The 26,521-nt window shown below is 38.6% G+C and carries 27 protein-coding genes; 23 read left to right on the plus strand and 4 right to left on the minus strand.

The window, feature by feature from the left end:
• Window positions 1-59: 59 nt before the first annotated feature.
• Window positions 60-920 carry a delta-class carbonic anhydrase gene (locus I6F48_RS04570; RefSeq protein ID WP_197118916.1) on the minus strand — a complete coding sequence of 287 codons (861 nt, stop codon included), beginning with the start codon at window positions 918-920 and terminating at the stop codon, window positions 60-62.
• Between the two features lie 87 nt (window positions 921-1,007).
• Window positions 1,008-1,661 (minus strand): DUF6058 family natural product biosynthesis protein, encoded by a 654-nt coding sequence (locus I6F48_RS04575; protein ID WP_165735823.1) that lies wholly within the window; start codon window positions 1,659-1,661, stop codon window positions 1,008-1,010.
• Between the two features lie 171 nt (window positions 1,662-1,832).
• Between I6F48_RS04575 and dapA the strand changes: the two genes are divergently transcribed.
• From dapA to I6F48_RS04680, 21 genes are all read left to right on the plus strand, one after another.
• Window positions 1,833-2,750: a 4-hydroxy-tetrahydrodipicolinate synthase gene (gene dapA, locus I6F48_RS04580; RefSeq protein ID WP_024608419.1), complete on the plus strand. Its 918-nt coding sequence runs from the start codon at window positions 1,833-1,835 to the stop codon at window positions 2,748-2,750.
• Window positions 2,751-2,868: 118 nt separating this feature from the next.
• Window positions 2,869-3,582 carry a beta-ketoacyl synthase chain length factor gene (locus I6F48_RS04585; protein WP_173585785.1) on the plus strand — a complete coding sequence of 238 codons (714 nt, stop codon included), beginning with the start codon at window positions 2,869-2,871 and terminating at the stop codon, window positions 3,580-3,582.
• Window positions 3,575-4,357: a lysophospholipid acyltransferase family protein gene (locus tag I6F48_RS04590; protein WP_197119054.1), complete on the plus strand. Its 783-nt coding sequence runs from the start codon at window positions 3,575-3,577 to the stop codon at window positions 4,355-4,357. Before I6F48_RS04585 ends, I6F48_RS04590 begins: the two co-directional genes overlap by 8 nt.
• Window positions 4,354-4,611 carry a phosphopantetheine-binding protein gene (locus I6F48_RS04595; protein WP_007580830.1) on the plus strand — a complete coding sequence of 86 codons (258 nt, stop codon included), beginning with the start codon at window positions 4,354-4,356 and terminating at the stop codon, window positions 4,609-4,611. The genes I6F48_RS04590 and I6F48_RS04595 overlap by 4 nt, the downstream gene beginning before the upstream one ends.
• Before the next feature lie 21 nt (window positions 4,612-4,632).
• Window positions 4,633-4,878 carry an acyl carrier protein gene (locus tag I6F48_RS04600; RefSeq protein ID WP_002958648.1) on the plus strand — a complete coding sequence of 82 codons (246 nt, stop codon included), beginning with the start codon at window positions 4,633-4,635 and terminating at the stop codon, window positions 4,876-4,878.
• A 4-nt stretch (window positions 4,879-4,882) separates the two neighbouring features.
• The gene (locus tag I6F48_RS04605) at window positions 4,883-5,449 is read left to right on the plus strand and encodes a hypothetical protein (protein WP_165740774.1); all 567 of its coding nucleotides are present in this window, start codon (window positions 4,883-4,885) and stop codon (window positions 5,447-5,449) included.
• Window positions 5,442-6,806: an AMP-binding protein gene (locus I6F48_RS04610; RefSeq protein WP_024591743.1), complete on the plus strand. Its 1,365-nt coding sequence runs from the start codon at window positions 5,442-5,444 to the stop codon at window positions 6,804-6,806. Before I6F48_RS04605 ends, I6F48_RS04610 begins: the two co-directional genes overlap by 8 nt.
• On the plus strand, window positions 6,790-7,155 hold the full coding sequence (locus tag I6F48_RS04615) for an ApeI family dehydratase (protein ID WP_197118917.1): 366 nt from the start codon (window positions 6,790-6,792) through the stop codon (window positions 7,153-7,155). Before I6F48_RS04610 ends, I6F48_RS04615 begins: the two co-directional genes overlap by 17 nt.
• Window positions 7,148-7,897, plus strand: coding sequence for a glycosyltransferase family 2 protein (locus I6F48_RS04620; protein WP_197118918.1), 750 nt, complete (start codon window positions 7,148-7,150; stop codon window positions 7,895-7,897). Before I6F48_RS04615 ends, I6F48_RS04620 begins: the two co-directional genes overlap by 8 nt.
• Window positions 7,887-8,855: an LpxL/LpxP family acyltransferase gene (locus I6F48_RS04625; protein ID WP_165740770.1), complete on the plus strand. Its 969-nt coding sequence runs from the start codon at window positions 7,887-7,889 to the stop codon at window positions 8,853-8,855. Before I6F48_RS04620 ends, I6F48_RS04625 begins: the two co-directional genes overlap by 11 nt.
• Entirely contained in the window at window positions 8,848-10,392 is a 1,545-nt protein-coding gene (locus I6F48_RS04630) for an HAL/PAL/TAL family ammonia-lyase (RefSeq protein ID WP_197118919.1), read from the plus strand. Before I6F48_RS04625 ends, I6F48_RS04630 begins: the two co-directional genes overlap by 8 nt.
• Window positions 10,385-10,813, plus strand: coding sequence for an acyl-CoA thioesterase (locus tag I6F48_RS04635; protein ID WP_007580812.1), 429 nt, complete (start codon window positions 10,385-10,387; stop codon window positions 10,811-10,813). The genes I6F48_RS04630 and I6F48_RS04635 overlap by 8 nt, the downstream gene beginning before the upstream one ends.
• A gap of 23 nt (window positions 10,814-10,836) precedes the next feature.
• Window positions 10,837-11,346 carry an outer membrane lipoprotein carrier protein LolA gene (locus tag I6F48_RS04640; RefSeq protein WP_197118920.1) on the plus strand — a complete coding sequence of 170 codons (510 nt, stop codon included), beginning with the start codon at window positions 10,837-10,839 and terminating at the stop codon, window positions 11,344-11,346.
• A 46-nt stretch (window positions 11,347-11,392) separates the two neighbouring features.
• Window positions 11,393-13,633, plus strand: coding sequence for an MMPL family transporter (locus I6F48_RS04645; RefSeq protein ID WP_165740369.1), 2,241 nt, complete (start codon window positions 11,393-11,395; stop codon window positions 13,631-13,633).
• 1 nt (window position 13,634) lies between these two features.
• A complete protein-coding gene (locus I6F48_RS04650) occupies window positions 13,635-14,873 on the plus strand; it encodes an NAD(P)/FAD-dependent oxidoreductase (RefSeq protein WP_165740371.1) in 1,239 nt (412 codons plus the stop codon).
• Complete coding sequence (locus I6F48_RS04655) at window positions 14,861-15,421, plus strand: DUF3261 domain-containing protein (RefSeq protein ID WP_165740373.1); 561 nt, start codon at window positions 14,861-14,863, stop codon at window positions 15,419-15,421. The genes I6F48_RS04650 and I6F48_RS04655 overlap by 13 nt, the downstream gene beginning before the upstream one ends.
• Window positions 15,418-16,587: a beta-ketoacyl-ACP synthase gene (locus I6F48_RS04660; RefSeq protein WP_165740375.1), complete on the plus strand. Its 1,170-nt coding sequence runs from the start codon at window positions 15,418-15,420 to the stop codon at window positions 16,585-16,587. The genes I6F48_RS04655 and I6F48_RS04660 overlap by 4 nt, the downstream gene beginning before the upstream one ends.
• On the plus strand, window positions 16,580-17,035 hold the full coding sequence (locus tag I6F48_RS04665; RefSeq protein WP_024591752.1) for an ApeP family dehydratase: 456 nt from the start codon (window positions 16,580-16,582) through the stop codon (window positions 17,033-17,035). Before I6F48_RS04660 ends, I6F48_RS04665 begins: the two co-directional genes overlap by 8 nt.
• On the plus strand, window positions 17,032-17,757 hold the full coding sequence (gene fabG, locus I6F48_RS04670) for a 3-oxoacyl-ACP reductase FabG (RefSeq protein ID WP_007580797.1): 726 nt from the start codon (window positions 17,032-17,034) through the stop codon (window positions 17,755-17,757). The genes I6F48_RS04665 and fabG overlap by 4 nt, the downstream gene beginning before the upstream one ends.
• Window positions 17,757-18,986: a beta-ketoacyl-ACP synthase gene (locus I6F48_RS04675; protein WP_165740383.1), complete on the plus strand. Its 1,230-nt coding sequence runs from the start codon at window positions 17,757-17,759 to the stop codon at window positions 18,984-18,986. The genes fabG and I6F48_RS04675 overlap by 1 nt, the downstream gene beginning before the upstream one ends.
• Before the next feature lie 90 nt (window positions 18,987-19,076).
• A complete protein-coding gene (locus tag I6F48_RS04680; protein ID WP_002958629.1) occupies window positions 19,077-20,381 on the plus strand; it encodes a DEAD/DEAH box helicase in 1,305 nt (434 codons plus the stop codon).
• 31 nt (window positions 20,382-20,412) lie between these two features.
• Here the strand turns inward: I6F48_RS04680 and I6F48_RS04685 are convergent, their stop codons facing one another.
• Together I6F48_RS04685 and I6F48_RS04690 are read right to left on the minus strand one after the other, a co-directional pair.
• Window positions 20,413-21,912, minus strand: coding sequence for an amidase family protein (locus tag I6F48_RS04685; RefSeq protein WP_197118921.1), 1,500 nt, complete (start codon window positions 21,910-21,912; stop codon window positions 20,413-20,415).
• 95 nt (window positions 21,913-22,007) lie between these two features.
• Window positions 22,008-23,615, minus strand: coding sequence for an NAD(P)/FAD-dependent oxidoreductase (locus tag I6F48_RS04690; protein ID WP_197118922.1), 1,608 nt, complete (start codon window positions 23,613-23,615; stop codon window positions 22,008-22,010).
• Between the two features lie 194 nt (window positions 23,616-23,809).
• Between I6F48_RS04690 and fdxA the strand changes: the two genes are divergently transcribed.
• Both fdxA and I6F48_RS04700 read left to right on the plus strand, forming a co-directional pair.
• A complete protein-coding gene (gene fdxA / locus I6F48_RS04695) occupies window positions 23,810-24,133 on the plus strand; it encodes a ferredoxin FdxA (protein WP_002958626.1) in 324 nt (107 codons plus the stop codon).
• 136 nt (window positions 24,134-24,269) lie between these two features.
• The gene (locus tag I6F48_RS04700) at window positions 24,270-26,513 is read left to right on the plus strand and encodes a carbohydrate binding family 9 domain-containing protein (protein WP_197118923.1); all 2,244 of its coding nucleotides are present in this window, start codon (window positions 24,270-24,272) and stop codon (window positions 26,511-26,513) included.
• Window positions 26,514-26,521: the final 8 nt, after the last annotated feature.

Consider the following 26,521-nt stretch of genomic DNA (forward strand, 5'->3'; position numbering starts at 1 on the left):
ATGGTCATAATTAAACAACCCACTAATTAGTGGGTTGTTTTTATTTGGCTAAATTTTAATTATTTGATTTTAGAGAGTAGTGCAGGATTTATTACGAGATTTCGTACGCCGTGGGCATGATCTTCATCAAAGGCGTTACTCTCACACCATTTACCAACACTGTTTATATCAACCTTTGCTACTTTTGGTTTAACTGACCATGTTACCTGAAAAGGAGAGCCTGCTTCGTTGTAACTCGGGCCAGTAGTTGAACCACTATAGACAACAGGTTTACCCGTATTTGTAGGTGTAGCAATAGCTTGATAGTAACCATTAACAGATGACACGGCGCTTATTTGAGCAAAATCAAGTGCGTTAGCATCGTTTACTAATACATATACTTGAGCTTCAACACGTAGTTGCGGATTTTTAATCGAATCACTTAAACAACTCCCCAAGGTAGGGCCTGGTTTTACAATTGCTGACGTATGAACGTTATGTACCTCAATGGTATCGCCAACTAAAAGCGCGCCGTGATCGCTCGGACAAATTTCAATTTTTGCTGGTTTACTTTCACTTTTAGTTAAAGAGTCTGAATATAAGTAGCCACTTTGAAAACCTTTTCCATTACCATTTCCTGCATATTTGCTAAATTCGCCACCGGCATGTTCAGCATTTTTATGAAAGTGTATATTACATAAGTTCATATTTGATGAAGTTGGGGCATGAGAGAAAACTACGGTGTTTTCGCCTTTATAATTATCAATATTGCGTGGAGATTGTGGGCCAAAGCCTTTATTCGCAGTGTTTTTAGCAAGTGCTGCACGCTGCATTTTTATTATGTCGTCATTTGCTATTTCGTTATTAGCTTTAGCTAGCGTATTAAAAGATAGGATAGTGATTACAGCAGAAATTACACTTATTTTTGTTTTGATTGTCATTGAGTCAGTGCCTTTAAATTACATTTTTCGTAACAATTAAGTTAACAGATCTTGTTTTTCGTCAAATAATCCTAAAATAATGCAAAACTATTTAATAGATAAATCGTATTTTAAAATAAGTGCATCTATATAGCGGGTGCGTAATGTGTGTTGTTTTTCATGATCGGCGCCATGCCCTAATGCTTTGTTTAAAAGCTTCATGGCGGGGTGCAGTAGCGCTCTTTCTTCTTGGCTTAAGCTCGCTTTACTGCGCAGTTCTGTAATGTCGTCAACTAATAGCCTGCCAATATCTACCGAGACTATTTCGTCTATTAATCCATTTTGAGTAAGCACGCCGTACTTACTGCATAAAAACTGTTGCCAAATTTGCTGCAAGTGCTCGTCTATTTCGCAGCCAAATAGCTCTTCGCTAAACGTAAATCCTTGCTGAGCGAGCTTAGTTAGGCTTGCAGTATATTGCTGTGCAAAATAATTAAAAGCATGGCTTGATGATTCTATTTTTTGTTTTAAAAGACCTTGACCCCAATTAACACAGCCGCGCGGGTAATAGTCGTCATACTCTTCGCATTCATACAAACCTGAATATGAGCTGCAGCTAAGTTGACTTTTAATACAGTAACTTGGTTTTGGGAAAACACTTCGCTCTTGCCAAGCTAAAAGTGTATCTGCATCTATATTTAATGCTTGGCACAGTTCATCGGTGTTATAAAAATGAGTTGCTAAGTAGTCAGATAAACGCATAAAGCCTCTGGTATCGTTAAAAATAAAACACTGTTCATATATACAGTTATTCATTTTGTATTACCAAACTTAATAACACAAGAAATTTTATAATTAAATGTAGGCTTACACCTCCAAAAGTACCGGCAATTATGTTACAAATAGCGCAAGTTTTATAAATAATGATTTTTTATGCGCACCCTAGACCAAATTAAACAAGCAAGCCTTATTACAGCTATTAAAACGCCATACTTAGCAAACGGTGAAATAGACCTAGCAAAGTACGATGAACTCGTAGAAATACAAATTGCAGCAGGCGTTGACGGCATTGTAGTTGGTGGCACAACAGGCGAAGGCCAGTTAATGAACTGGGAAGAGCATTTAATGCTTATAGCGCACAGTGCAAACAAGTATGGTGACAAACTGGTTATTGTCGGTAATACCGGTAGTAACAACACCCGTGAAGCGATTAAAGCAACTAAATATGGCTTTGCCAGCGGTATGGATGCAGCACTGCAAATTAATCCATATTACGGACGTACGTCTATTGCGGGTGTTAAAGAGCACTTTAAGCGCGTACTTGATATTGGACCTGCCTTTATTTACAACGTAGCAGGGCGAACAGGTCAAGACCTAACACCTGATATTATTGAGCCACTCGCTAAACATGAATATTTTATTGGTGTAAAAGAGTGTGGCGGTAATGAACGTATTGCCCATTATGAACAACAAGGTATTGCATGTTGGTCGGGTAACGATGACGAAAGTCACGATGCGCGCCACACACATAAAGCGCACGGTGTTATTTCGGTTACTTCTAACTTAATACCTGGGTTATTCCGTCAGTTAATGGATACTAAAAATGATGAGTTAAATACATCATTACAACCATTAATGAACTGGTTGTTCTGTGAACCAAACCCCATTGCTATTAATACCGCGTTGATGATGACAGGTGCAGTAAACCCTGTATTTAGATTACCGTATTTACCGCTTAGTGATGAGCAGCAAGCTCAAGGCGAAGTGTTAATTAATGAGTTAAATAACAACGATGTTGTTGGCGGCACAGCTAAGTGTATAAAGCAGGACGATATAGCCCTTCTTTCTTAGCAATATGAGCAAGCACTGAACAAAGTGTTAGTTCAGTGCTTTTTGTTAATGATTATTTACTTCTATTGCTAAAATCGGTAAAATTCCTTCCCTTATATCTTATAAAATATGCAGAGCTGTGAAATTTGTTGTTGAAGAACTCGCTATATGGATAAAGCCCGAACAGCGACAAATAAAAGAGAGTAATTGGTTTGATTCCTCCGTATTAAATCTTAGTTGGGTGCCTGCTATGCAGCGACGCCGAATGACTTCCTTTATTAAAATGGCACTCTTTAGTGCTCATCAAGTAAGCACTCAAGGTAACTATGTTAATTTACCGAGTGTTTTTTCTTCTCGCCACGGTGATTTTCACAAAACGTCTAACTTACTTATTGATGTAGTAAATGATCAGCCACTGTCGCCCACTGGTTTTGGGTTAAGTGTGCATAATGCCGCATCGGGACTTTTTGGGATAATACAGGGTAATACAAGTGCTACAAATGCTATTGCTGCAGGAGCCGAAAGCTTTATTTATGCACTCGTAGATGGCTTTGTAAGACTTGCTGATAACGATCAGCAACACATGTTAATAGTTCATACCGACGAGACTCTCCCCGATATTTACGCTCAGTACGCCGATGAACAGCAAATAGCACACTCTATTGGTTTAATAATAAGAGCGCCGCAAAAAGGCGAACCCCATTTTAGTTTAAACAAAGTATTTAATACGGGCATGGAAAAAAGCGACTTACCAATGAGTATTCAATGCGCTAAAGCTTTGTATGAGCGAAGCAATACATTACTTGTTCATAACACGCTTGAGCACGATTGGCAGCTTACATACCATGCTTAAAAATGTACAAAGGCTATGTGGGTTGATTTGGCGGATTATTGCTACTGCATTTTGCTTTTCAGTTTTTGGAATGGGTGGTTTAGTATTAGCCTTTATTGTTTTTCCTGCTCAGCGCCTATTTCAAAGTGACTCAGTTAAACAAAAGATTAAGGCTCGAAAAACAGTACATTACAGCTTCAAATGGTTTGTTAGTTTAATGCATGTAACGGGCGTTATTCGATTTCATGTCAACGATAAAGCAAAAATTGAAGGCTTAAAAGGGCAACTGATATTAGCAAACCATCCTTCTTTAATTGATGTTGTTGTTTTAATTTCGGTAGTAAAAAATGCAGATTGCGTAGTAAAGGCACATTTATTTAAAAATCCTTTTATGCGCGGCGTTATTAAAAGCACCGGCTATATAAGTAATGACGATCCGCAGGAGCTATTACGAGAGTGCGAGCGCAGTTTGCAAAAGGGTAATAACTTAATTGTATTTCCTGAAGGGACACGGACAGAGCCTCACAAAACATTAAAGTTTAAACGAGGCGCTGCAAATATTGCAATTAGATGTCATGCGCCCATTACTACTTTTTTAATTAAAATGAAGCCAAACACTTTAACCAAAGGCACACCTTGGTATAAGGTCGCGCCATATCAGGCGCATTTTACAATGGGGCTTGCGAGCCAGCAGTTTAATTGTGCAACGTACGACAGCGATATGCCTGCGATACAATCACGCCAATTGACTAAAGATTTACAACATTATTTTACACAAGAGCTAAAAAATATATGAGCGAATTAAAAGAACAAATAAAACAACTGATTATCTCAAGCCTTGACCTTGAAGACATGACCACTGCTGACATACAAGATGATGACGCTTTATTTGTAGATGGCCTAGGGCTAGACAGCATAGATGCATTAGAGCTTGGCCTTGCGATAAAGAAGCAATTTGATGTGAAAATAGATGCAAACTCTGATCAAACTAAAGCGCACTTTGCCTCAGTTAATTCTTTAGCAAAATTTATTGAACAAGCACGTTCTTAATATATAAAAGTAGGAAGAAAGATGAAAACCGCTGCTGAAATTTATGATGTATTACACGGCATTTTAGAAAACGAATTTGAAATAGACCCAGAAGATATTAGCTTAGAGGCTAACCTGTACCAAGATCTTGATTTAGACAGTATTGATGCAGTTGACTTAGTTGTAAAATTAAGAGAAATCACAGGTAAAAAAATTGAGCCTGATGCCTTTAAGCTTGTGCGCACAGTGCAAGACATAGTCACCGAAATAGAAAAGTTAGTTAACTAATACTATGTTAAAAGCAGTTTTAACAACGTTAATTATGATTTGCTTGGCTTGCTACCCTATTATTGTGTACGTAGGCCTTACGCGTTTTAATAGTCAGATTATTACAGTATTACTGCTATTTTTACTCGGGCTTAGACTTTGGTTAAGCAAAGCCCTGTTTGATAAAATGCCGTGGTTAAAGCCCGCTACATTTTTAGCAGCCATTACTATTTTGATTTCCAAGGTAATGGATAGCGACTTAGGGCTGCGTTTGTATCCCGTAATCATTAATTTAGTTATGTTAGTTGTGTTTGCGTATTCTTTGTATAAAGGGCCTTCTATTATTGAAACCTTTGCGCGCATTACTGAGCCCTCACTTGATGAAAACGGTGTAATTTATACAAAAAAAGTAACGCTAGTGTGGTGTGTTTTTTTTGTATTAAACGGTGGCATTGCCCTGTACACCAGTATTTTTAGTAGCCTAGAAACCTGGGCTTTTTATAATGGTTTTATTGCTTACTTAGCTATGGGCACATTGTTTGCTATAGAGTGGCTAGTCAGACAAAAAGTAAAAAGGAACGCCGGTGTTTAATGCTTTTCAAAGTAATGCGATAAGAACATGTTTTAATCATACTGATAATGATATTTCGGAGCGTCAGTTTGTTAGTGATATAAACGAAGTTTTAGCAAAGCTATCAACGTTAAATGCTAAATCATCGGTTGTTTTATACACCACAGACACCTACAAATTTGCCGTGTACTTATTTGCTTTGGCACTACACGGAAACACAGTGATTTTGCCGCCTAATGGGCAACCTGCAACGTTAAACTCCTTGCTTAAACAAACACCTTTTTTTATTGGTGAGTCTGAATTAGTAGCCGATTTAGAGGCTGATTTTTTAGATATAGGAACCTTAGTCAATCAACCTCACTTTGTATCTATTGAAACAATTAAATGGCCTCAAGAAGGCACAATTGTTTTTTACACGTCGGGCTCGTCGGGTAAAGCAAAGCCAATTGTAAAAACGTGGCAGGTAATAAATAAAGAATTAAGTACATTAATTAATAGCTACGCACTAATTGATAATCCTATTTTTATAGCGAGTGTTTCGCATCAGCATATATACGGCTTATTGTTTAGATTATTGTGGCCATTACGTGCAGGAAAGGTTGTAAATACAGAGCTATTGCATTACCCAGAACATATAGCTACAAAGCTCAAGTTATTTAAAAAAGTAGTGTTTGTTTCAAGCCCAGCGCAGTTAAAACGGTTATGTATTGATAATGTTTTAGTGGATGATAAGTCTCATTTACAATGGATTTTCTCATCAGGTGGACCGCTATTAAACGAAGATGCTGTATCGTTGTTTACGCAATTAAATAAACCAGTTACACAAGTTTTTGGTAGTACCGAAACCGGTGGTATTGCATATCGACAAGTTACTTCACTTGAAAAGGTTAGCCTTTGGCAGCCTTTTTCGGGTATTAAAGTACGGGCTTTGGACGATCAGCGTTTAATTTTAAACTCACCGCTCGTTCGCGACAAAAATTACCCTTTAGATGATAGAGGCGAAGTACTTAAAAATGGTCAATTTAGATTATTAGGCCGATTCGATCGGATTATAAAATTAGAAGAAAAACGATTAAGTTTAGATGAGCTAGAACAACATTTGTGTACTAGTGAGTGGGTAAGTGAAGCTAAAGTAATCGCCTTGCCTGGTGAGCGGTTAATTGTAGGCGCTATTGTTGTGCTTACGCATAAAGGGCAGATATTTTTTAATGGTGACGGTAAGTTAGCTACAAATAATTTATTAAAAGCGCATGCATTAGCGCGCTTTGAGCGAATTTGTATCCCTAAAAAGTGGCGTTTTGTAGATCAATTACCATACAACTCACAGGCAAAGTTAAATTTAAAAGCATTGGAGAGTCTTTTTGCAAAAGTTGACTAAAACACAGCCTGATTTACTGTCTTGTGAAAAAGCAGAGCAAAAGTATAAATTAAGCTTACTAGTTCCTCATGATTTAGATTATTTCAAAGGACATTTCACTGATGGCCCAATACTCGCAGGTGTTGTGCAATTAGACTGGGCTGTGGCTGCAATTTGTAAATATTATAATGTTCAGCAATCTGTTAAAAATGTTGAAGTATTAAAGTTTCAGGTAGTGATTACCCCAAGTATAACAATCGAATTATTGCTTGAGCAAAAGGCAGAGAATAAATATACCTTTTCGTATAATTCAAACAAAGGACAGCATGCATCTGGCCGTGTTGTTTTTGATAGCCTAATAAATGAATAATTTTTGTATTGTTATCCCAAATTATAATCACATTACGGTTATTGATGATGTACTGAGCCAATTATCGTCATTTAATCTTCCTATTATTATGGTTGATGACGCAAGCAACGTCGAAGCTAAAAATGTGTTTAGTAAGCTTGATGCAAAACACGCGCAGTTGAGTGTAGTTACCCACGACGATAATCAAGGCAAAGGCGGCGCGGTACAAACCGGCTTAAAGCAAGCATATAAGCTAGGTTTTTCGCATGCGATACAGGTTGATGCTGATGGTCAGCATGACTTATCTGATATTGAAAAACTAATAGCGCTTTCAAACGCTCAGCCTAAAGCGCTTATAAGTTGTTGCCCAATATATGACGATTCAGTGCCTAAACACCGTTATTTAGCACGTTATTTAACGCATGTTTGGGTATGGATTGAAACGTTAAGTTTTACAATTGTAGATTCGATGTGTGGCTTTAGAGTGTATCCGCTTGAGCAAAGTACAAAGCTAATTGATGAGGTATCGCTTGGAAAACGCATGGATTTTGACCCCGAAATTTTAGTGCGTTTATATTGGCGCAATGTGCCTTTTGTATTTTTACCTAGCCAAGTAATTTACCCCGAAAATGGGCTTTCTCATTTTCAGCCATTACACGATAACGTGCGTATTTCGTGGTTACACACCCGCTTGTTTTTTGGAATGTTGATTCGCTCTCCTGTGTTAATTTGGCATAAATTAAAGAGGCGTTATGGCCGCTAAACACTGGTCTAAAATGCAAGAACGCGGTAATTTTTTAGGTATTCAAATACTGTTATTTGCTCATAAATTACTGGGTAGAAAAGGGCTGTGGATTGTTTTGTTTCCTGTGGTCTTTTATCTTTTTTTAACAGGAAAAGTAGCGCGTGTAGCATCTAAAGCGTTTTTAGAGCAAGTTAATGTTTACCAAGGCTGCAAACAACCTGTTACGTTTAAAATGCAATTAGCGCACTTTTGTAGTTTTGCAGATAGCGCATTAGATAAAATTGATGCTTGGCTTGGGCGAATAACCCAACGTGATATTAAATACACGAATGAGCATTTATTTGCTGAGCTAGATGAGCAAAATCAAGGGGCTATTTTTATAGGTTCTCACTTGGGTAATTTAGAGGTGTGCAGGGCACTTAGCCAGCACCGCAGCAGTAAAAAAATAAATGTACTGGTGTTTACCCATCACGCTGTTGAATTTAATAAAATGCTTAAAAAGATTAACCCAGATGTGTCGGTTAATTTAATACAAGTGACTGATATGGGGCCTGACTTAGCTATTTTACTAAAAGAAAAAGTAGAGCAGGGAGAAATAATCGTTATTGTTGGCGACAGAACAAGCACAACAACGGCTTCTCGGTCGGTACAGGTGCCTTTTTTAGGCAAAAATGCCCCATTTTCACAGGGGCCTTTTATATTAGCCGCGCTGCTTGATTGCCCTGTTTACTTTTTGTTTTGTTTAAAAGATAAAAAAAGCAAAAAGTATCAAGTGATATTTGAACATTACAGCCAATCATTAAAAATGCCTCGACGAGAGCGACAGCAGGCGCTAACACTTATTATTACTGACTATGCACAGCGTTTGAGTTATTACGCAGCTTTATATCCTTATCAGTGGTTTAATTTTTACGATTTTTGGAAAAGTGATCAGCAGGTAGTGCGCGATCAATCAATGGAGAACAAGTGTGACTGAACAAAATATACAGCTTTTTGGCAATCAGCGATTATCAATTGAAGATATTGTTCGAGTTGCCTTTAATGAAACACAAGTGCAATTAAATAGCTGTGAAACTTTTAGCGTTAAAATTAATAGCGCTTTGCGTTTTTTAGACACACTTTTAAAAGAAGATGGCGTGATTTACGGCGTTACTACTGGTTACGGTGATTCTGTAACGGTGGCTGTACCCCTTGATTTAGTTGATGAATTACCTCTGCATTTAACTCGCTTTCACGGCTGTGGACTCGGGGATGTATTTAATAAAGTGCAAGGGCGTGCAATTTTAGCGACCCGCTTAACATCACTTTCACAGGGCTACTCTGGTATTAGCTGGGAAATGCTGCACCTACTTAAAGATTACTTAAATAACGATATAGTGCCTGTGATCCCGCAAGAAGGGTCCGTAGGTGCCAGTGGCGATTTAACACCGTTATCTTACGTTGCAGGTGCGATGGTAGGCGAGCGTGATGTGTTTTACAAAGACCAAGTACGTAACAGTGCAGAAGTTATGAAAGAAGTTGGCTTAGAATCACTAACACTAAGGCCAAAAGAAGGTCTTGCCGTTATGAATGGCACAGCGGTAATGACTGCATTAGCGTGTTTAGCGTTTGATAGGGCTAATTACTTAGCTAAACTGGCGAGCCGTATTACTGCATTATCAAGCTTAGCGCTTAAAGGAAATAGCCATCATTTTGATGAGATATTATTTTCAGTTAAGCCACATCCTGGGCAGCAACAAATTGCACGTTGGATAAGAGAAGATTTAAACCATCACGATCACCCTCGTAATGCAGACAGACTTCAAGATAGGTATTCAATCCGTTGTGCACCCCATGTTATTGGTGTGCTGCAAGACAGTCTGCCGTTTTTTAGGCACATGATAGAAAACGAGCTTAATTCAGCAAACGATAACCCAATAATTGACGGCCAAGGTGAGCATGTATTACACGGCGGGCATTTTTACGGAGGCCACATTGCAATGGCAATGGATAGCATGAAAACAGCCGTTGCAAACCTTGCTGATTTAGCAGACAGACAAATCGCTTCTTTGGTTGATACTAAGTACAACAATGGGCTACCTTCAAACTTGTCTGATAGTGCACCAGAGCGCCGTTATATTAATCATGGTTTTAAAGCGGTTCAAATTGGCTGTAGCGCTTACACAGCAGAGGCATTAAAGCTAACCATGCCGGCCAGCGTTTTTTCTCGCTCTACAGAGTGTCATAATCAAGATAAAGTGAGTATGGGGACTATTGCGTCTCGCGATTGTTTACGTATTTTACAGCTAACAGAACAAGTGTTAGCAAGTACGTTATTAGCAAGTATTCAAGGTGTTAGATTGCGTATAAAACAAGGCGATCTTGAGTTTTCGACTTTAACGCAAGATATGCAAAACATGTATACCGATATAACTGATTACTTTGAAAACCTCACTGAGGATAGACCAATGGAAGCCGTGCTAAGGCAAACAATAGGGTATATTCAAACTAAACGTTGGGCGTTGTATGAATAGTAAAGGTGCATTATTAACGCATGTGGTAGAAATTGAAATTCCATTTCATGACTGCGACCCAATGAATGTTGTATGGCATGGAAATTACCCACGTTATTTAGAAGTAGCGCGCTGCGAGTTACTGCGTTTATTTGATTATGATTACCCGCAAATGCATGAATCGGGCTACGCGTGGCCAATTGTTGATATGCAAATAAAGTATGTTGCCTCAGCAGTATTTACTCAAAAAATTAAAGTAGCGGCTTACTTAAAAGAATACGAGAACCGACTACGGATTGATTACGTAATCACTGACTCGCTAACTAATAAGCGCCTTACTAAAGCCTCAACCACGCAAGTTGCGGTTGAGGTTAGCTCCAAAGAAATGCAATTTGAATCACCCGCTATTTTATTTAATAAGTTAAAAGCGGTTTTGAATTAAATTTTTATTTTATAGGCGATTAAATGAATTTTTTAAAATGTTTTACATTGAGCATAGCCATTAGCTTTTTGCTGTTTTGCTCTGTAGTAAATGCAGCCGCTATTAAAGGTGAGTTTAAGCAATATAAGCAATTTAATGGATTTGCTAAGCCTTTTATTTCGTCGGGTGTTTTTTCGTTAATTGATGAAAAGCTAATTTGGCAAGTGAAAATGCCTGTTGAGAGTATGCTCATAATAGAAAACGGCAAAGTGCTTGCACAAAATGCCAATGGTGAGTTAATACCACAACCCGGTAGCGAGCAATTTGTAGGATTACTGAGTGACTTACTTAGCGTAAATATGAGTGCTCTGGAAACACGTTTTGACATTGCTAAAATGCAAGACAGTTGCACACAGTTAATACCAAAAGAAGCGATACTACAGCAATTATTTAGTGATTTTATTTTATGTGAAACTGCTAAGCAAGTGAGCAGTATTACACTAAATGAGCACTCAGGAAATAACACAAAAATTGAGTTTACTTATTCCAAATAAAATTATGTTTTTAAATAATGCAGTGGTTAATTAAGGGAATAGTGCAGTGACAAAACGAATTACCGTTATTGTAGGGTGGTTTAGCAGTTTAATTTTACTTTTTGCTGCAGCTTTTTGGCTGTCTAAACCAACGTTTAGCGCCGATATGTTTAGCTTATTGCCAAAGTCGCACTCCCAAATTGCACATGCGGAAGATGTTTTTTTTCAGCAAAATGCTAACCGTATTATGTTCTCGTTTGCAGGAAATAATAAAAATAAAGCATTTGATGATTTCCAAAAATGGCTCGACGATAATGCAATTAAAAGCACATTTAACTTTCCGTCCGTTAACGATTTAGCGCAAACATTCTCACCTTTCAAACATGCGTTATTAAGTGATACTTACAAGCAAACATTAAGCAAAAAAACAACGTTTGAACATTATTACCTTGAGCAATTAAATCAGTTAGGCAACCCATTTGTAAGTGCTACCTTAAGCAAAGATACAAGTTTGAGCCTAGCGGCATTTATAGAAGATAACTTAAAACAAAGTCAATTGTTTACGCTTGAACAAGGTCGTTTAACTCGACGTTTAAAAGGCGTTGAATACCGTGTCATTTTGGCAAACTTAGCGCCCGAAAATTTAGGGGTTAATAAATCAATTGATTTAGCTGGCGCGATAATTAAACAGATCAATATACTTAATAAAACCTACCCTGATTTAAGCATTACTTACTCTGGTGTGCTATTTCATACGGCTGAAAATGCTAAACAAGCTAAATACGAGATGAGCCTGTTTGGTGGCATTAGCTTATTAGCCCTTATTGCTATGGTATTTTGGGTATTTAGGCGTTTAAACAGTATTTTATTAGCAAGCTTTACCGTACTGAGCGCACTTATTGGTGGCGCTATCGCTATGGTGTTGCTGTTTAATACTATTCATTTATTAACGCTTGTTTTTGCAGTTACCTTGATTGGTATTGCCATTGATTATGCATTTCATGGTATGACTGACTTAGCCAAAAAAGAGCATGAAAAAGGCTACAGCAAAGGGACACAATCTGCGCTTTTACTCTCTCTTATTACGACTACGTTGGGTTATTGCTGCTTACTAGGTGCGCCACTAACGTTATTATCTCAAGTTGGTGTGTTTGTTATTGCGGGTTTAGTGAGTGCTTGGCTATTTACAGTTTTAGTTTTGCCATTGTGGCAATCTACACTCACGTTATCGCCTTCGAGTTTATTGATGAGTCAAAAGCTCATTAAGGTTTTTTTATACTGCAATAGTTTAAAAAAACCAATACTCATTACGTTATTAGTCCTTATAAGTGCGTTATTTTTAATAAAACCTATTAGCTTTAATGATGATGTAAAGCTATTAAATGCAAGCTCCGAACATTTAATGCTAAACGAAAAAAAGCATTTGTTATTACTTGGGCAATGGGATAGCCAAATTGTTTTTATGTTTGCAGATAGCTCCGAAGCGCTTTTACAAAAGCAAGAACAATTTTTAAAACGCTTAACCCAACTAAACCCTAATTTTAAACATAATAGCATTAGCCATTGGTTGCCTAGTTTACAAAAGCAGAGCGATAACCAAGCCTTGTTTGAACAGGCTAAAAATAAAGGGACTTTGGATATTGCAGAGCGCGTTACAGGGCAAGCGTTAACAAGTACAAAGGCACCGTTATTAACTTATAAAACACTCGCCACGAGTACATTTAAACCATTACTGCTTTCTCAAATGGTTGTTGAGTCAGAACAATCGATAACGTGGATGTCTATTTCGGGTATTTCATCTGATCAATTAATTAATGAAGTTGAAAAAAGTAAAGGTGTTTATATTTATAATAAACCTAAACAAATTAGTGCTTTATTAAGTGATTACCGTGAATATTTACTATTAAGCTTAGTGCTTGCGGGTTTTATTAGTTGGCTGCTTTTTAGTTGGCGATTTACGATTAAGATAGCGCTGCTGCAGGTGACCATTTTATCTGTTGTGGTGTTGAGCATGCTTTGGGTATGTAATGCGATTCAAGGTAGCTTGTCGTTATTTAATTTACTCGGTGCGTTACTTGTTATTGCTTTAGCAATTGATTACCTCGTTTTTTATCAAATAAATAAGTTAGAGCCCAAAAATGTGTTGGCGATTAGCTTGTCGGCTGCGTCATCAATGTGGGTATTTGGCATGTTGAGTGCATCTGATACACCCGCTATTTTTAGTTTTGGACTGAGTGTAATGGTAGGGATTTTAGCTATTTACTTTTTATCACCGCTGAGTGTTTTTAAGCCTCAAAAGGAACAATAATTTGAATAACCTTGAGCAGTACGATGTTGTTGTTATTGGCGCTGGGCCTTCGGGTGCATTGGCTAGTAGTCTTTTAGTTCAAAAGGGATGGCGGGTACTGGTACTTGAACAGCAGGCGTTTCCACGTTTTTCAATTGGTGAAAGCTTACTGCCGCAATGTATGGCGTACTTAGAAGACGCGGGCTTAATCGATACATTACATGACAATGCAGCAGCTTTAGGTTTTCAGTTTAAAGATGGCGCTGCTTTTCATCGGTCAGGACAAAATACAACTATAAATTTCACTGAAAAATTTACTAAAGGCCCAGGCACTACGTATCAAGTGAAAAGAGCCGACTTTGACAAATTATTAGCAGACAAAGCACAAGGACAAGGCGTAGAAATCAGATATAAGCACACGGTGGTTGACTACTGTGATGAGCCAAATGGTGCATCATTAGTGGTACACAATGAGCAGCAGCAAGCTTATCGCGTTAATGCCCGATTTGTATTGGACGCAAGTGGCTTTGGGCGTGTATTACCAAAATTGTTAGATTTAGAGCTTCCTTCTAACTTTCCTGTTCGAAGCGCTTATTTTAGTCACTTTAAAGACAATATTAGTGATACAAGCTTTGATCGAAATAAAATTTTGATTACCGTACACCCTCAATATTCAGACGTGTGGTATTGGCTTATTCCCTTTAGTGATGGTACTGCGAGTATTGGGGTTGTGGCGCAGTCAGAGCGTTTTAATGATGATGAATCTAGCGATTTACTAAATCAATTTATAGAGCAAGACCCTTATTTAAAAACACTGTTAGCACAGCGTGAGTTATTAACTCCAGCAAAAAATATAAAAGGCTACTCGGCAAATGTGAGTAAGTTATATGGTAAGCACTTTGCTTTATTGGGTAATGCGGGGGAATTTTTAGACCCGGTATTTTCATCAGGTGTAACAATTGCACTCAAATCTGCAAATTTAGTTGCCCCACTTGTTGATCGCTATTTAAAAAACGAAGTCGTCGATTTTGACGCTCACTACGCACAGCCATTACAAGCTGGAGTCGATTGTTTTAGAACATTTGTAACAGGGTGGTACGATACGCGTTTTCAGGATGTGATATTTTACTCTGAACAAAATACTCAGGTGCGAGAAATGATTAGTGCTATTTTAGCGGGCTACGCATGGGATACAAATAACCCATTTGTTGCACAAAGTGAACGCCGTTTAAATGTGTTGGCTCAGTTATGTCAAAATTAATTAAGTATGTGGTGTGTAGTGTATTTATATTTGCTGTATTGAGCGCATGTACGAGTTTTACAGCATCTAAAAATAGAGTGTATCTATCACCTAATATTCAATTAAATATTAATAGCGTGCCAGCACAAATGTTTGATAAGTCTTGGCAGCATGTTTTGTATATTACGAATCAGCAAAAAACACACACTGTATTTGCCCAATTAGCTATAAATGACAAAGGTGCAATTAAGTTATTGTTAATGACAGTGCAAGGCTTTCCAATTATGGAGCTTGAAAAACCTTTAAATGGCCCAGTAAAAACACGAAATATGCTGGCGGTAGAAGGGATAGACCCTCATTATATTTTGGCGGATATTGCATTAGTACATTGGCCAGTAGCATTTTTACAAAAGCAGTTAGAGGGTGCTTTAATAGAGCAGGTTGGCTCTAATCGGGAGGTATTTAACGATGAGGGTACATTTGTCACCATTGAATATAGTGATGAGTCGACAACGTTGAACAATATTTTACATCAGTATCAAATAACATTTAAAAAGGTAGAACAGTGACATATTGGCTGAATGATTTAGGCATTGTGAGTGCGATGGGCATAGGCCAAGATGCAACCACAACAAGCTTAAATAAATATAACCCTGCAACTCCTTTATTAACTTTAAATAAAAGTTTAAGTGCTGAGCAAACCCCGCTGTATGTCGGGCAAGTTCAGTCTATTGCTTTATCAAATAATAAACGTATCAATACATTTATTGATCTAGCTTTAGAGCAGATTAAGCCAACCTTAGATAAACTTTCGCATATTGATAAGTCGCGTATCGCAATTGTAATGGGTACTAGTACATCAGGTATTCATGATGGCGAAAGAGCGCGTAAAAGCTATGAAAGTACAAAAATCTGGCCTGATGACTTTAGTTACAGTGATCAAGAGTTAGCTACACCCGCTCATTACATTGCACATAAAATAGGGGCTCTAGGGCCTTGTTACAGTATTTCTACTGCGTGCACGTCGAGTAGCAAAGCGTTAATTAGCGCCCAAGCTTTGCTAAATGCTGATTTAGCCGATGTGGTAATTTGTGGTGGTGCGGATAGTTTGTGCCAATTAACAATTAATGGCTTTGACTCGCTCGCTTCTTTAAGCTCGGGTTTATGCCAGCCTTTTTCTAGCACCAGAGACGGCATTAATATTGGTGAAGGGGCCGCTTTATTTGTAATGACTAAAAATACGCCAATAACAAATAACGGCGTTATGTTACTAGGCAGTGGCGAAAGCTCAGATGCGCATCATATGTCAGCCCCCGATCCTAATGGGATGGGCGCCCAAGCCTCAATGGAAAAAGCACTAAAAAGCGCAAAGTTATCCTGTGGTGATATTGATTATATTAACGCTCACGGTACGGCTACTGTAAAAAATGACGAAATGGAAGCACTTGCAATTAATCGCGTGTTTGGCAACAATACCCCGCTTAGCTCAAGTAAGCATTTAACAGGGCATACTCTTGGTGCTGCAGGCGCCATTGAAGCCGGTATATGTTGGTTATTATTAAAAGATAGCGGCCAACATATGCTGCCGTATAACGCGATTAAAGAAGGCAGTGATTTGGCTGATATAAAAATAATAAAACAAGCGTTTAAGCCCGCTCTTAAATACTGCTTATCTAATTCATTTGCGTTTGGCGGTAATAATGCCAGCTTAATATTGGGAGTTAACGTTGACTAATTACCCTATAGAGCAAGTAGTCCCGCACGATGCGCCTATGATTTTAATAGATAGCCTTTTAACACACAGCGAAGATGAAGCTCAATGCGGCGTTACTATAACTGAGCAAAGCCCTTTTTTTAGTCCTGCAATTAACGGCGTACCTAGCTATATTGGTGTTGAGTACATGGCGCAGTCTATTGCCGCTTACGCTGGTGCGTTAGCGAATGATGAAAATAAACCTGTAAAAATTGGTTTTTTAATTGGCACGCGAAAGTATCAAACTTATCAACCGTGTTTTAAAAACGGCAGTAAGCTGACTATTGAAGTGAAAAAGCTATATCAAGAAGAGTCAGGTTTAAGTGTATTTGAATGCCAAATACTCGTGTGTGAAACTCTACTTTGCCAAGCAAAAATTAATGTATTTCAGCCTGAAAACCCGTTGGAATTTATAAGAGAAAATCAATGACAAAAAGAATTTTAGTTACGGGTTCAAGCCGTGGTATTGGTAAAGCTATTGCGTTAAAACTTGCTGAGCAAGGGTTTGATATTGCCGTACATTGCAGAGCGGGTGTTGAGCAAGCTCAAGCAACATGCGATGAAATTAATGCATTAGGTAGAGCCACCAGTTTATTACAATTTGATGTATGCGACAGAGAGCAGGCCAAAGCACAAATAATAGAAGATATAGCTCAGCATGGCGCTTATTATGGCGTGGTGTGTAATGCAGGTATTACTAACGATATGGCATTTCCTGCTATGCAAGGGGAAGACTGGGATTGTGTAATACGTACAGGCCTTGATGGGTTTTATAATGTAGTACACCCAACTGTAATGCCTATGGTACAAAGCCGTAAAGGTGGGCGAATAATTACAATGTCATCGGTGTCAGGTATTGCAGGTAACCGAGGACAAGTAAATTATAGTGCAGCAAAAGCCGGTATTATTGGGGCCACTAAAGCACTTGCATTAGAATTGGCAAAACGCAAAATCACAGTTAATTGTGTGGCACCTGGTTTAATAGAAACCGCGATGACTGATGAATTACCTATTGATGAAATGATGAAAATGATACCCCTTAAACGCATGGGGAGCGTTAAAGAAGTTGCGGGAACAGTCGCTTTTTTAATGTCTGATGATGCAGCTTACATAACACGCCAAGTGATTTCGGTTAATGGTGGCATGGTTTGATTAAACGCGTTGTTGTAACAGGGATGTCGGTGGTCACTGCATTGGGCGATGATTGGTCTGAATTCAAACAAGCCTTAATTAAAGGCGAAAATGCTGTTGTTACTATGCCAGAGTGGGATATAGCTGACGACCTCAATACTCGTTTAGCCGCGCCAGTTAAACACTTTGAGCGACCAAGTCATTACAAACGTAAACAAATCCGTTCAATGGGGCGAGTGTCACTTATGTCAACTCGTGCTACTGAATGCGCACTTGAACAAGCCAAACTACTCGAGCACGACAGTCTAACAGATGGCTCTACGGGCATAGCGTATGGCTCATCTACGGGCTCTACTGAGCCACTACTCGCCTTTGCAAATATGATGGAAACGGGGTCGATGTCAGGTGTAACAGCCACGAGTTACATTAAAATGATGGCGCATACTGCCCCTGTAAATGTTGGTGTGTTTTTTGGTTTAAAAGGGCGTGTTATAACAACAAGCTCTGCTTGTACATCGGGATCTCAAGGAATAGGCTTCGCCTATGAAGCGATTAAGTTTGGCCGACAAAAAATAATGGTGGCTGGTGGAGCTGAAGAGTTATGTATTACTGAAGCCGCCGTATTTGATACGCTTTATGCAACATCTACAAAAAATGAAACACCAAAACAAACACCAAGACCTTTTGATAAAAATCGCGATGGCTTAGTGATAGGCGAAGGCGCGGGTACACTTATTTTAGAAGAATACGAACATGCAAAAGCGCGCGGAGCAACAATATTAGCTGAGGTGGTTGGTTTTGGTTGTAATTCTGATGGACAGCACGTTACTCAACCAACATCAAAAACAATGCAACTAGCGATAGAAATGGCACTGCAAGATGCCAATTTAGACCCAGAAAAAATTGGTTACGTTAATGCTCATGGTACATCAACAGATAAAGGTGATATTGCCGAGTCTCACGCAACGTTTAAAGCATTGGGCAGCAAACCTATTAGCTCGTTAAAAAGTTATTTGGGGCATACATTAGGTGCTTGTGGTGCAATCGAAGCATGGGCAAGCATTAATATGATGGCTGATAACTGGTTTGCACCAACAATTAATTTAGATAACGTTGATGACGAATGTGCTCAGCTTGATTATATAAGGCATCAAGGGCGTGAGATTAATACCGATTACGTGATGAGTAATAACTTTGCGTTTGGTGGTATTAACACCTCTTTAATATTTAAACGCTATAAAGTAGATTAAACACGTTAAAAGATAAGTTATGACTAACTGTTAGCTCGTTTTTACTGTATAATTTGCGACCCTTGATAATGTGGCCGTAGGTTATACAGCATGAATTTTAAATCTTTTAGTTTCGCTCCTGAAATCATCCAGGCGTTGGACGAACTTAACTATCACACCCTTACGCCCATTCAGCGCGCAGCAATTCCTGCTGTTCGTAAAGGTAAAGACGTTTTAGCCAGTGCACAAACTGGTACCGGCAAAACTGCCGCGTTTGCTTTACCTATCATCCAAAAATTGGTTGAGTCTGAACTCAGCACAACTAATGCACCTCATGCATTAGTACTTGCTCCAACGCGTGAACTTGCAGAACAAATTGCAAATAATTTTAGAGATTTTGCAAAGCATACATCGCTTAAAGTCGTTAGCTTATTTGGTGGTGTTAGCACTGCCGGCCAAGCAAATGCTTTAAAAGAAGGTGTAGATATTGTTGTTGCAACGCCAGGTCGTTTATTTGATCATATTCGTTTAGGTAACTTAAGCCTTGCAAGTGTTAAGCACCTTGTTCTTGATGAAGCTGACCGTATGCTTGATATGGGCTTTATTGAAGATATGCAAAACGTTATTAAAAGCTGTGCAGAAGAGCGCCAGATTTTACTTTTCTCTGCTACATTCCCTGCAGCAATTAAACAATTTGCATCTAAAGTATTGAAACAAGCTGAAATAGTGCGTGTTGATCAAACTAACAGTACAGCAAGCACCGTTGAGCATGTTGTTTACCCAGTTGAAGAACGTCGTAAGCAAGAGCTACTTTCTGAATTGATTGGTAAGAAAAACTGGCAACAAGTGCTTGTCTTCGTAAACATGAAAGAAACAGCTGATGAGCTAGTTAAAGAGCTTAACCTTGATGGTATCCCGGCAGGCGTTTGCCACGGTGATAAATCTCAAGGTAACCGTCGTCGTGCTTTACGTGAATTTAAAGAAGGCAAGGTACGTGTATTAGTGGCTACAGAAGTGGCTGCTCGTGGTATTGATATTGATGGCTTACCTCGTGTAATTAATATTGATTTACCATGGCTTGCAGAAGATTACGTTCACCGTATTGGCCGTACAGGTCGTGCTGGTCGCCAAGGTCAAGCAATCTCATTTGTTAGCCGCGAAGAAGAAAACACTTTGTTTGAAATTGAAACGCTAATCGGCCAAAAAATCAAACGTGTATATTTAGAAGGTTACGAAGTAAGTAACCGTGAAGTACTAATTGATAAAATTGGTAAAAAACCAGCGCATTTACGCCGTACACGTTCTAACAAGTTATCAGGACAAGCAACCGGTGAAGCGAGAGCAGTAAATCGCTCACGTATTTCAAGCGTTCGTAAAAGCTTAAAAGGCGAAAAACTGTCACTTAAAAAGTCATAGTTAACGCCGTTTAGTTTAAAAAAACCTGAGTTTACTCAGGTTTTTTTGTGCCTGGTGATAACACCTCATCAATAATGTTTGCGTATAAATAAGCCGCTTGCTCGTCCTCTTTATTTGCTATTATGGACAAACCAACCGGTAAACCACTTACTTTTCCGACCGGTAGGGTTATGTGCGTTGTGCCAGCAATAGCAGATAACGAACTACTACTGCCATTAAAATTATCACCATTAACTAAGTCAGTTTTCCAGGCGGGGGATACTGTAGGCGCTATAACAATATCAAGCTTGTTGTTTTTATATACATTAACAATGGCTGTCGTTGCTAAAGTGCGATAGCGTTCTTTAGTCTCTTGGTATTTTTGTTTGTTAGTTAAATCAATGGCCTGTGATTGAACTAGGATATCTTGCTCAAAATGGGGCATTTCTGTTTTTTTATTTTGAATATTAAAATTAATAAGTGCTTTTAGGCTTTTAACAGCCACTTGTGTTGGAGTGCTTGCGAGGTAGTGATTAATTTCGGCTTTGAAGTCATAAAGTAAAATATAGTATTCATCAACAAATAGCGTATCTAAGTTATCAGTAATATCTACATTTATAACAGTGTGTCCAGCCTGTTGTAATGCTTGTAACTGCTTGGCATAAAGGCGCTGCGTTTCAACTGTAAATTTGTCGCTAGGTAGTGCACCAATAATAAGTGACGATTTTGATTTTATATTACCTGTTTTTAATTCAAACCCTGTAGTTGTCGCATCAAGGGAGTCTTCACCTTGCAAAACAGATAAAACCAGCAGCGAATCTTTAAGTGAATGCGCCATCGGCCCTACTGAATCTTGGCTACTTGAAAGAGGCACAACGCCTGAGCGTGATACTTGGCCCATACTCGGTTTTATTGCATAAACTCCATTTACTGAGGCAGGGCACGTAATTGAACCGTCTGTTTCAGTCCCTAATGCTATAGGCGCAAAGTTAAGTGCTACCGCAACAGCAGAACCTGCGCTAGAACCACATGGGTTACGTGTTACATCGTGCGCATTATGTGTTTGTCCGCCTACAGCACTCCAGCCCGAAGATGAATAGGAAGAACGAAAATTTGCCCACTCACTTAAATTAGCTTTACCTAAAATTATAGCGCCCGCATTACGTAGTTGTTTAACAACAAAAGCATCATTATCAGTAACGTTATTTTTAAGTGCTAAAGAGCCAGCCGTTGTGGGAAGTGTGCCTTTAGTTTCTATATTATCTTTAAGAAGTACAGGTATTCCATGTAATGGCCCAGCCCAAGTTCCTTTGACGGCAAGTTCATCTAACGTTTTAGCTTGAGCAATAGCTGTAGGCTCTAAACTAATAACCGCATTATAGTGTGGATTAAGTTTATTAATTCGGTCTATATAATTTTGGGTGAGTTGCTGTGCATTAATAGAATTATTTTTATATGCACTGTGAATTTCATCGATGGTTTTTAGCTCTTGTGCTTTAGCGTTAAAAATTGCTAATACACTAAGCAACGAAAAGGTAAATGTTTTGATCATTGTTGAGGTGCTTGAGGTGTTATTATTTTCTATACATTTAGCACAAAAAAGCCTCACAAAGTGAGGCTTTTCGATAAACGGCTTAAAAAAGAGGTTTAAGCGTTTTCTAACATAGACAGTGCGACCGCTTCAGCCGCTTTAATACCATCAATACCCGCTGATAAAATACCGCCCGCGTAGCCTGCGCCTTCACCTGCAGGGTAAAGCCCTTTGGTGTTAATACTTTGGAATGTTTTATCACGCTTAATACTAATAGGCGACGAAGTACGTGTTTCAACGCCGGTTAGTAAACCGTCGTTAGTTGAAAAGCCACGAATTTGTTTATTAAACGCTGGTATCGCTTCGCGAAGGGCATCAATAGCAAATTGTGGTAGCACTTTACTCAAGTCAGTTAACTTAATACCGGGTGTGTAAGAGGGTTGTACTTCACCTAAGTTTTCTGATGATTTACCTTTCAAAAAGTCGCCAATTAACTGGGCTGGTGCATCGTAGTTGCTACCACCAAGCTCATACGCTTGCTCTTCAAGCTTACGTTGTAAGTCTATTCCAGCAAGTGGATTACCTGGGAAATCTTGCTCCGGTGATATGCCTACCACAATAGCGCTGTTAGCGTTGCGCTCACTTCGTGAATATTGGCTCATACCGTTGGTAACAACGCGGCCCTTTTCAGAGGTTGCAGCGACTACTGTGCCACCTGGGCACATACAAAAGCTGTAAACTGTGCGGCCATTGTCGCAATGATGAACAAGTTTATAATCGGCAGAGCCTAAAATTGGGTTTCCTGCATTTGTACCAAAACGACATTCATCGATCATTGATTGTTTATGTTCGATTCTAAAACCGATTGAAAATGGCTTTGCTTCAACATAAATCCCTTTTTTGTGGATCATATCAAACGTGTCACGTGCGCTGTGACCAACGGCTAATACAACATGGCGAGTGTTTAGTTGCTCGCCATTTGAAAGCGTTAAACCTGTTACTTGCCCGTGGTCTAAATGAATATCGTCAACACGTGTGCTAAAGCGAATTTCGCCGCCTAGTTCTATTATACGAGCGCGCATTTTTTCAATCATGGTGACAAGTTTAAACGTACCAATGTGTGGCTTACTTACGTATAAAATTTCATCGGGTGCGCCTGCTTCTACAAATTCAGTAATGACTTTACGACCGTAATGTTTTGGATCCTTTACTTGGCTGTATAACTTACCGTCTGAGAATGTACCTGCGCCACCTTCACCAAATTGTACATTTGATTCGGTATTAAGTGTGCGTTTACGCCAAAAGCCAAACGTGTCTTTTGTACGTTCACGTACCTCTTTACCGCGCTCTAATATAATGGGATTAAAGCCCATTTGAGCAAGTAATAAGCCTGCAAATAAACCACAAGGGCCAAAACCAATCACAACAGGGCGCTCTGTTATATTTTCGCTGGCTTGGGCTACAAATTTATAGTTTGTGTCTGGCGCTACTTTTACATGTTGGTCTTTTTCAAATGCCGCGAGTAGCTCGGCTTCGTTATCAACTTCTATATCGAGTGTATAAATCAGTAAAATAGCTGATTTTTTACGTGCATCATAACCACGCTTAAACACATTAAAACTGTGCAATTGTTCTGGTTGGATTTTTAGTTTATTTACAATTGCTTGACCAATTGCATCTTCGTCATGATCAAGTGGCAGCTTTATTTCGGTTAAACGTATCATTTATATCTCTTTTAGGTGTCATAGCGGGGTATTATTACCGCTCACAATAAGGGGATGCAGGGCACAACGGGTGTGCAAACATAAGGCGCGTATTTTACGTTAAAATAGGGTGATATGGCACTTATTTATTGTATTTTTGGAGTGGATGGGTATGATCCACAACTGTTGTTTAAAATCTTAGGTATTAAAATAGTATGGCGTTTGTAGTCACCGAAAATTGTATAAAATGTAAGTACACCGATTGCGTATCAGTGTGCCCAGCAGATGCATTTTTTGAAGGCCCTAATTTTTTAGCAATTAGCCCGATTGATTGTATCGATTGTGGTTTATGTGTCCCTGAGTGTTCAGCTGATGCTATATACCAAGAAGATGAATTACCAGAATCTCAAAAAGAGTTTACTGAATTGAATGCTGAACTTGCACTGGTCTGGCCGCGCATTACAGAGGTTAAACCTGCACCAGAGGACGCTGATGTATGGAATGGCATAGACGATAAACTTAAACTACTCGAAACATAATACGTAACAATTAGTTACTCCTTTATCATTAAATAGTTAATTTTTTATTTCAAAGTATTAACAAATGTACCTGGATAAATTACAATCCCCAGCTTAAGTTACTCCCTATGAGTAATTACAGTCTAAATGGATGTTTATGCAGTACTTTATAATTATAATAAAAAAGTTTACCTTCCTATTTTTAAGTTTCGTTTTATTACTCTCAAGCCTTGATGTAGCGGCTAGTAAACAGCAAGTATCCTTATCTCGTATTGATTCAAATATCACTATTGATGGTGTTATGGATGAAGTGCACTGGCAAAATGCGACACGTATACCTCTACTCTACCAAGATGAGCCTAACGAAAAAGGCACACCTCCTGTAAAAACTGATGCCTTTATTTACGAAGATGGCACAAACTTATATGTTGCCTTCATTGCAGAGGATCCAAACCCTGAACAAATTCGTGCATCACTTCGTGATCGCGATACGCTATGGGAAGACGACGTAGTCATTCTTGTTATTGATACATTTAATGATGAACGCAGTGGTTATGAATTTCATGTAAATCCCCTTGGTGCACAAGGCGATATACGAATGACCGACACCGATGGATGGAGCTCAGATACCTCATGGAATGCTATTTGGGATAGCGCGGGACAAATTAACGAGAAAGGTTACGTTGTTGAAATGCGTATTCCTTTTAAGGCACTGCGCTTTCCTGAAAATAAAAAAGAGCTAACGTGGGGTTTTTCAGTAATGAGAAACTACCAACGTGATGTTTTATATCAGCTATCAAATATGGGATTTGATAGAAATATAAAATGTAGCCTTTGTCAGTTTGATAAGTTAGTGGGTTTTAGCGATATTGAATCGAGTAAAAATATTCAATTAACACCTACATTGACAGCACTTCGTAACGATAATAAATCTGAATTACCGGGTAACTGGGATAATGGCGATATAGATACCGAAGTGGGCTTAGATTTGCGCTGGGGTTTAACCAAGGACGCTGTTTTAAATGCGACTATCAACCCAGATTTTTCGCAAGTAGAAACAGACTCTTTAGAGCTCGATGTAAATACAACCTTTTCTATTTATTATGCTGAAAAACGTCCTTTCTTTTTAGATGGAGCTTCTTACTTTAAAAGCAGCTTATTTGAGCTTTTATATACACGTACAATTGCAGAGCCTACTTTAGGTGCAAAATTAACGGGTAAAACGGGTGATCATAGTTATGCGTTAATGCTCGCTGATGACGACAATAGTAATATTTTACTGCCAACGAATCAGGGCTCTGGCTTTGCAAGCTTAAACGAAAAAACGAATGCTGCCGCAGGGCGTTATCAATATGACCTAGGTCAGCAGGGTACTATTGGCCTTTCAAGCACGCACAGAGAAAGTGATGACTATCACAACACTGTATTATCAGTGGATGGTAGCTACTGGTTTAATCAATCGGATACTCTTTTGTATCAAGTATCATCTGCTGATACACGTAACTCTGAATTTTTAATTCAAAATTATAACTTATCTGAAACTCAGTCAGATGAAGCATATGCCCTGGAACTTACCCGCGATAAACGTGATTACAAATTATTTGCATCTTATGAAAATATTGGGCAGGACTACCGCACCGATTTAGGTTATCAAGCTAAAGTTGATTATGAAAAAGTAGGCTTTGGTGGCGGACAAACATGGTACAGAGATGAATCTGATTTACTTACCTCATGGTCATACGAAGCTGACTGGGATAAAACGTGGGCGCAAAACGGCGACTTACTTGAAGAAGAATACGAAGGCTTTTTAAGCTTTAAAGGCCAAAAGCAATCTATTTTTGAAATTGGTTTAGTGCACCGCTATGAAAACTATAACGACAATTTTTATAATCAAAATATTGGTTTTATTTATACGGGCTTTAAACCCTCTAAAGATTTAAAGCTTTCGTTATATATTGAATACGCTAGCCGCATTGATTATGCAAATGAGCAATTAGGCGACGCGTTTGACACTCAAACCCAAGTGGTGTGGGACATTAACGACCATTGGCAGCTCGATATAAAACATAACTACAGTCAATTAGATAACCCGCAAGGGGATCGCGTATTTACTGCTAACTTAGTTGATTTTAGACTTCATTATAAATTTAGCATGCGTTCAATTCTTAAATTAATTTTACAATTTGAAGACATTGATAGAGACGAAAACGCCTACTTTTATCAAGTTAGTCAAATCAATAAAGACTACGGCAGCCAGCTTGTTTACTCATATAAAATTAATGCGGAAACACTGTTTTATTTGGGTTACTCAGATAGAGGTTACCAAGACGATTCTCTTAAAAATATTGAGCGAGATCAGCGTACATTTTTTACAAAAGTTAGCTATGCATGGCAGCTTTAAATATTAAA

The organism is Pseudoalteromonas sp. SWYJ118 (assembly GCF_015864505.1).
Taxonomy (GTDB): domain Bacteria; phylum Pseudomonadota; class Gammaproteobacteria; order Enterobacterales; family Alteromonadaceae; genus Pseudoalteromonas; species Pseudoalteromonas arctica.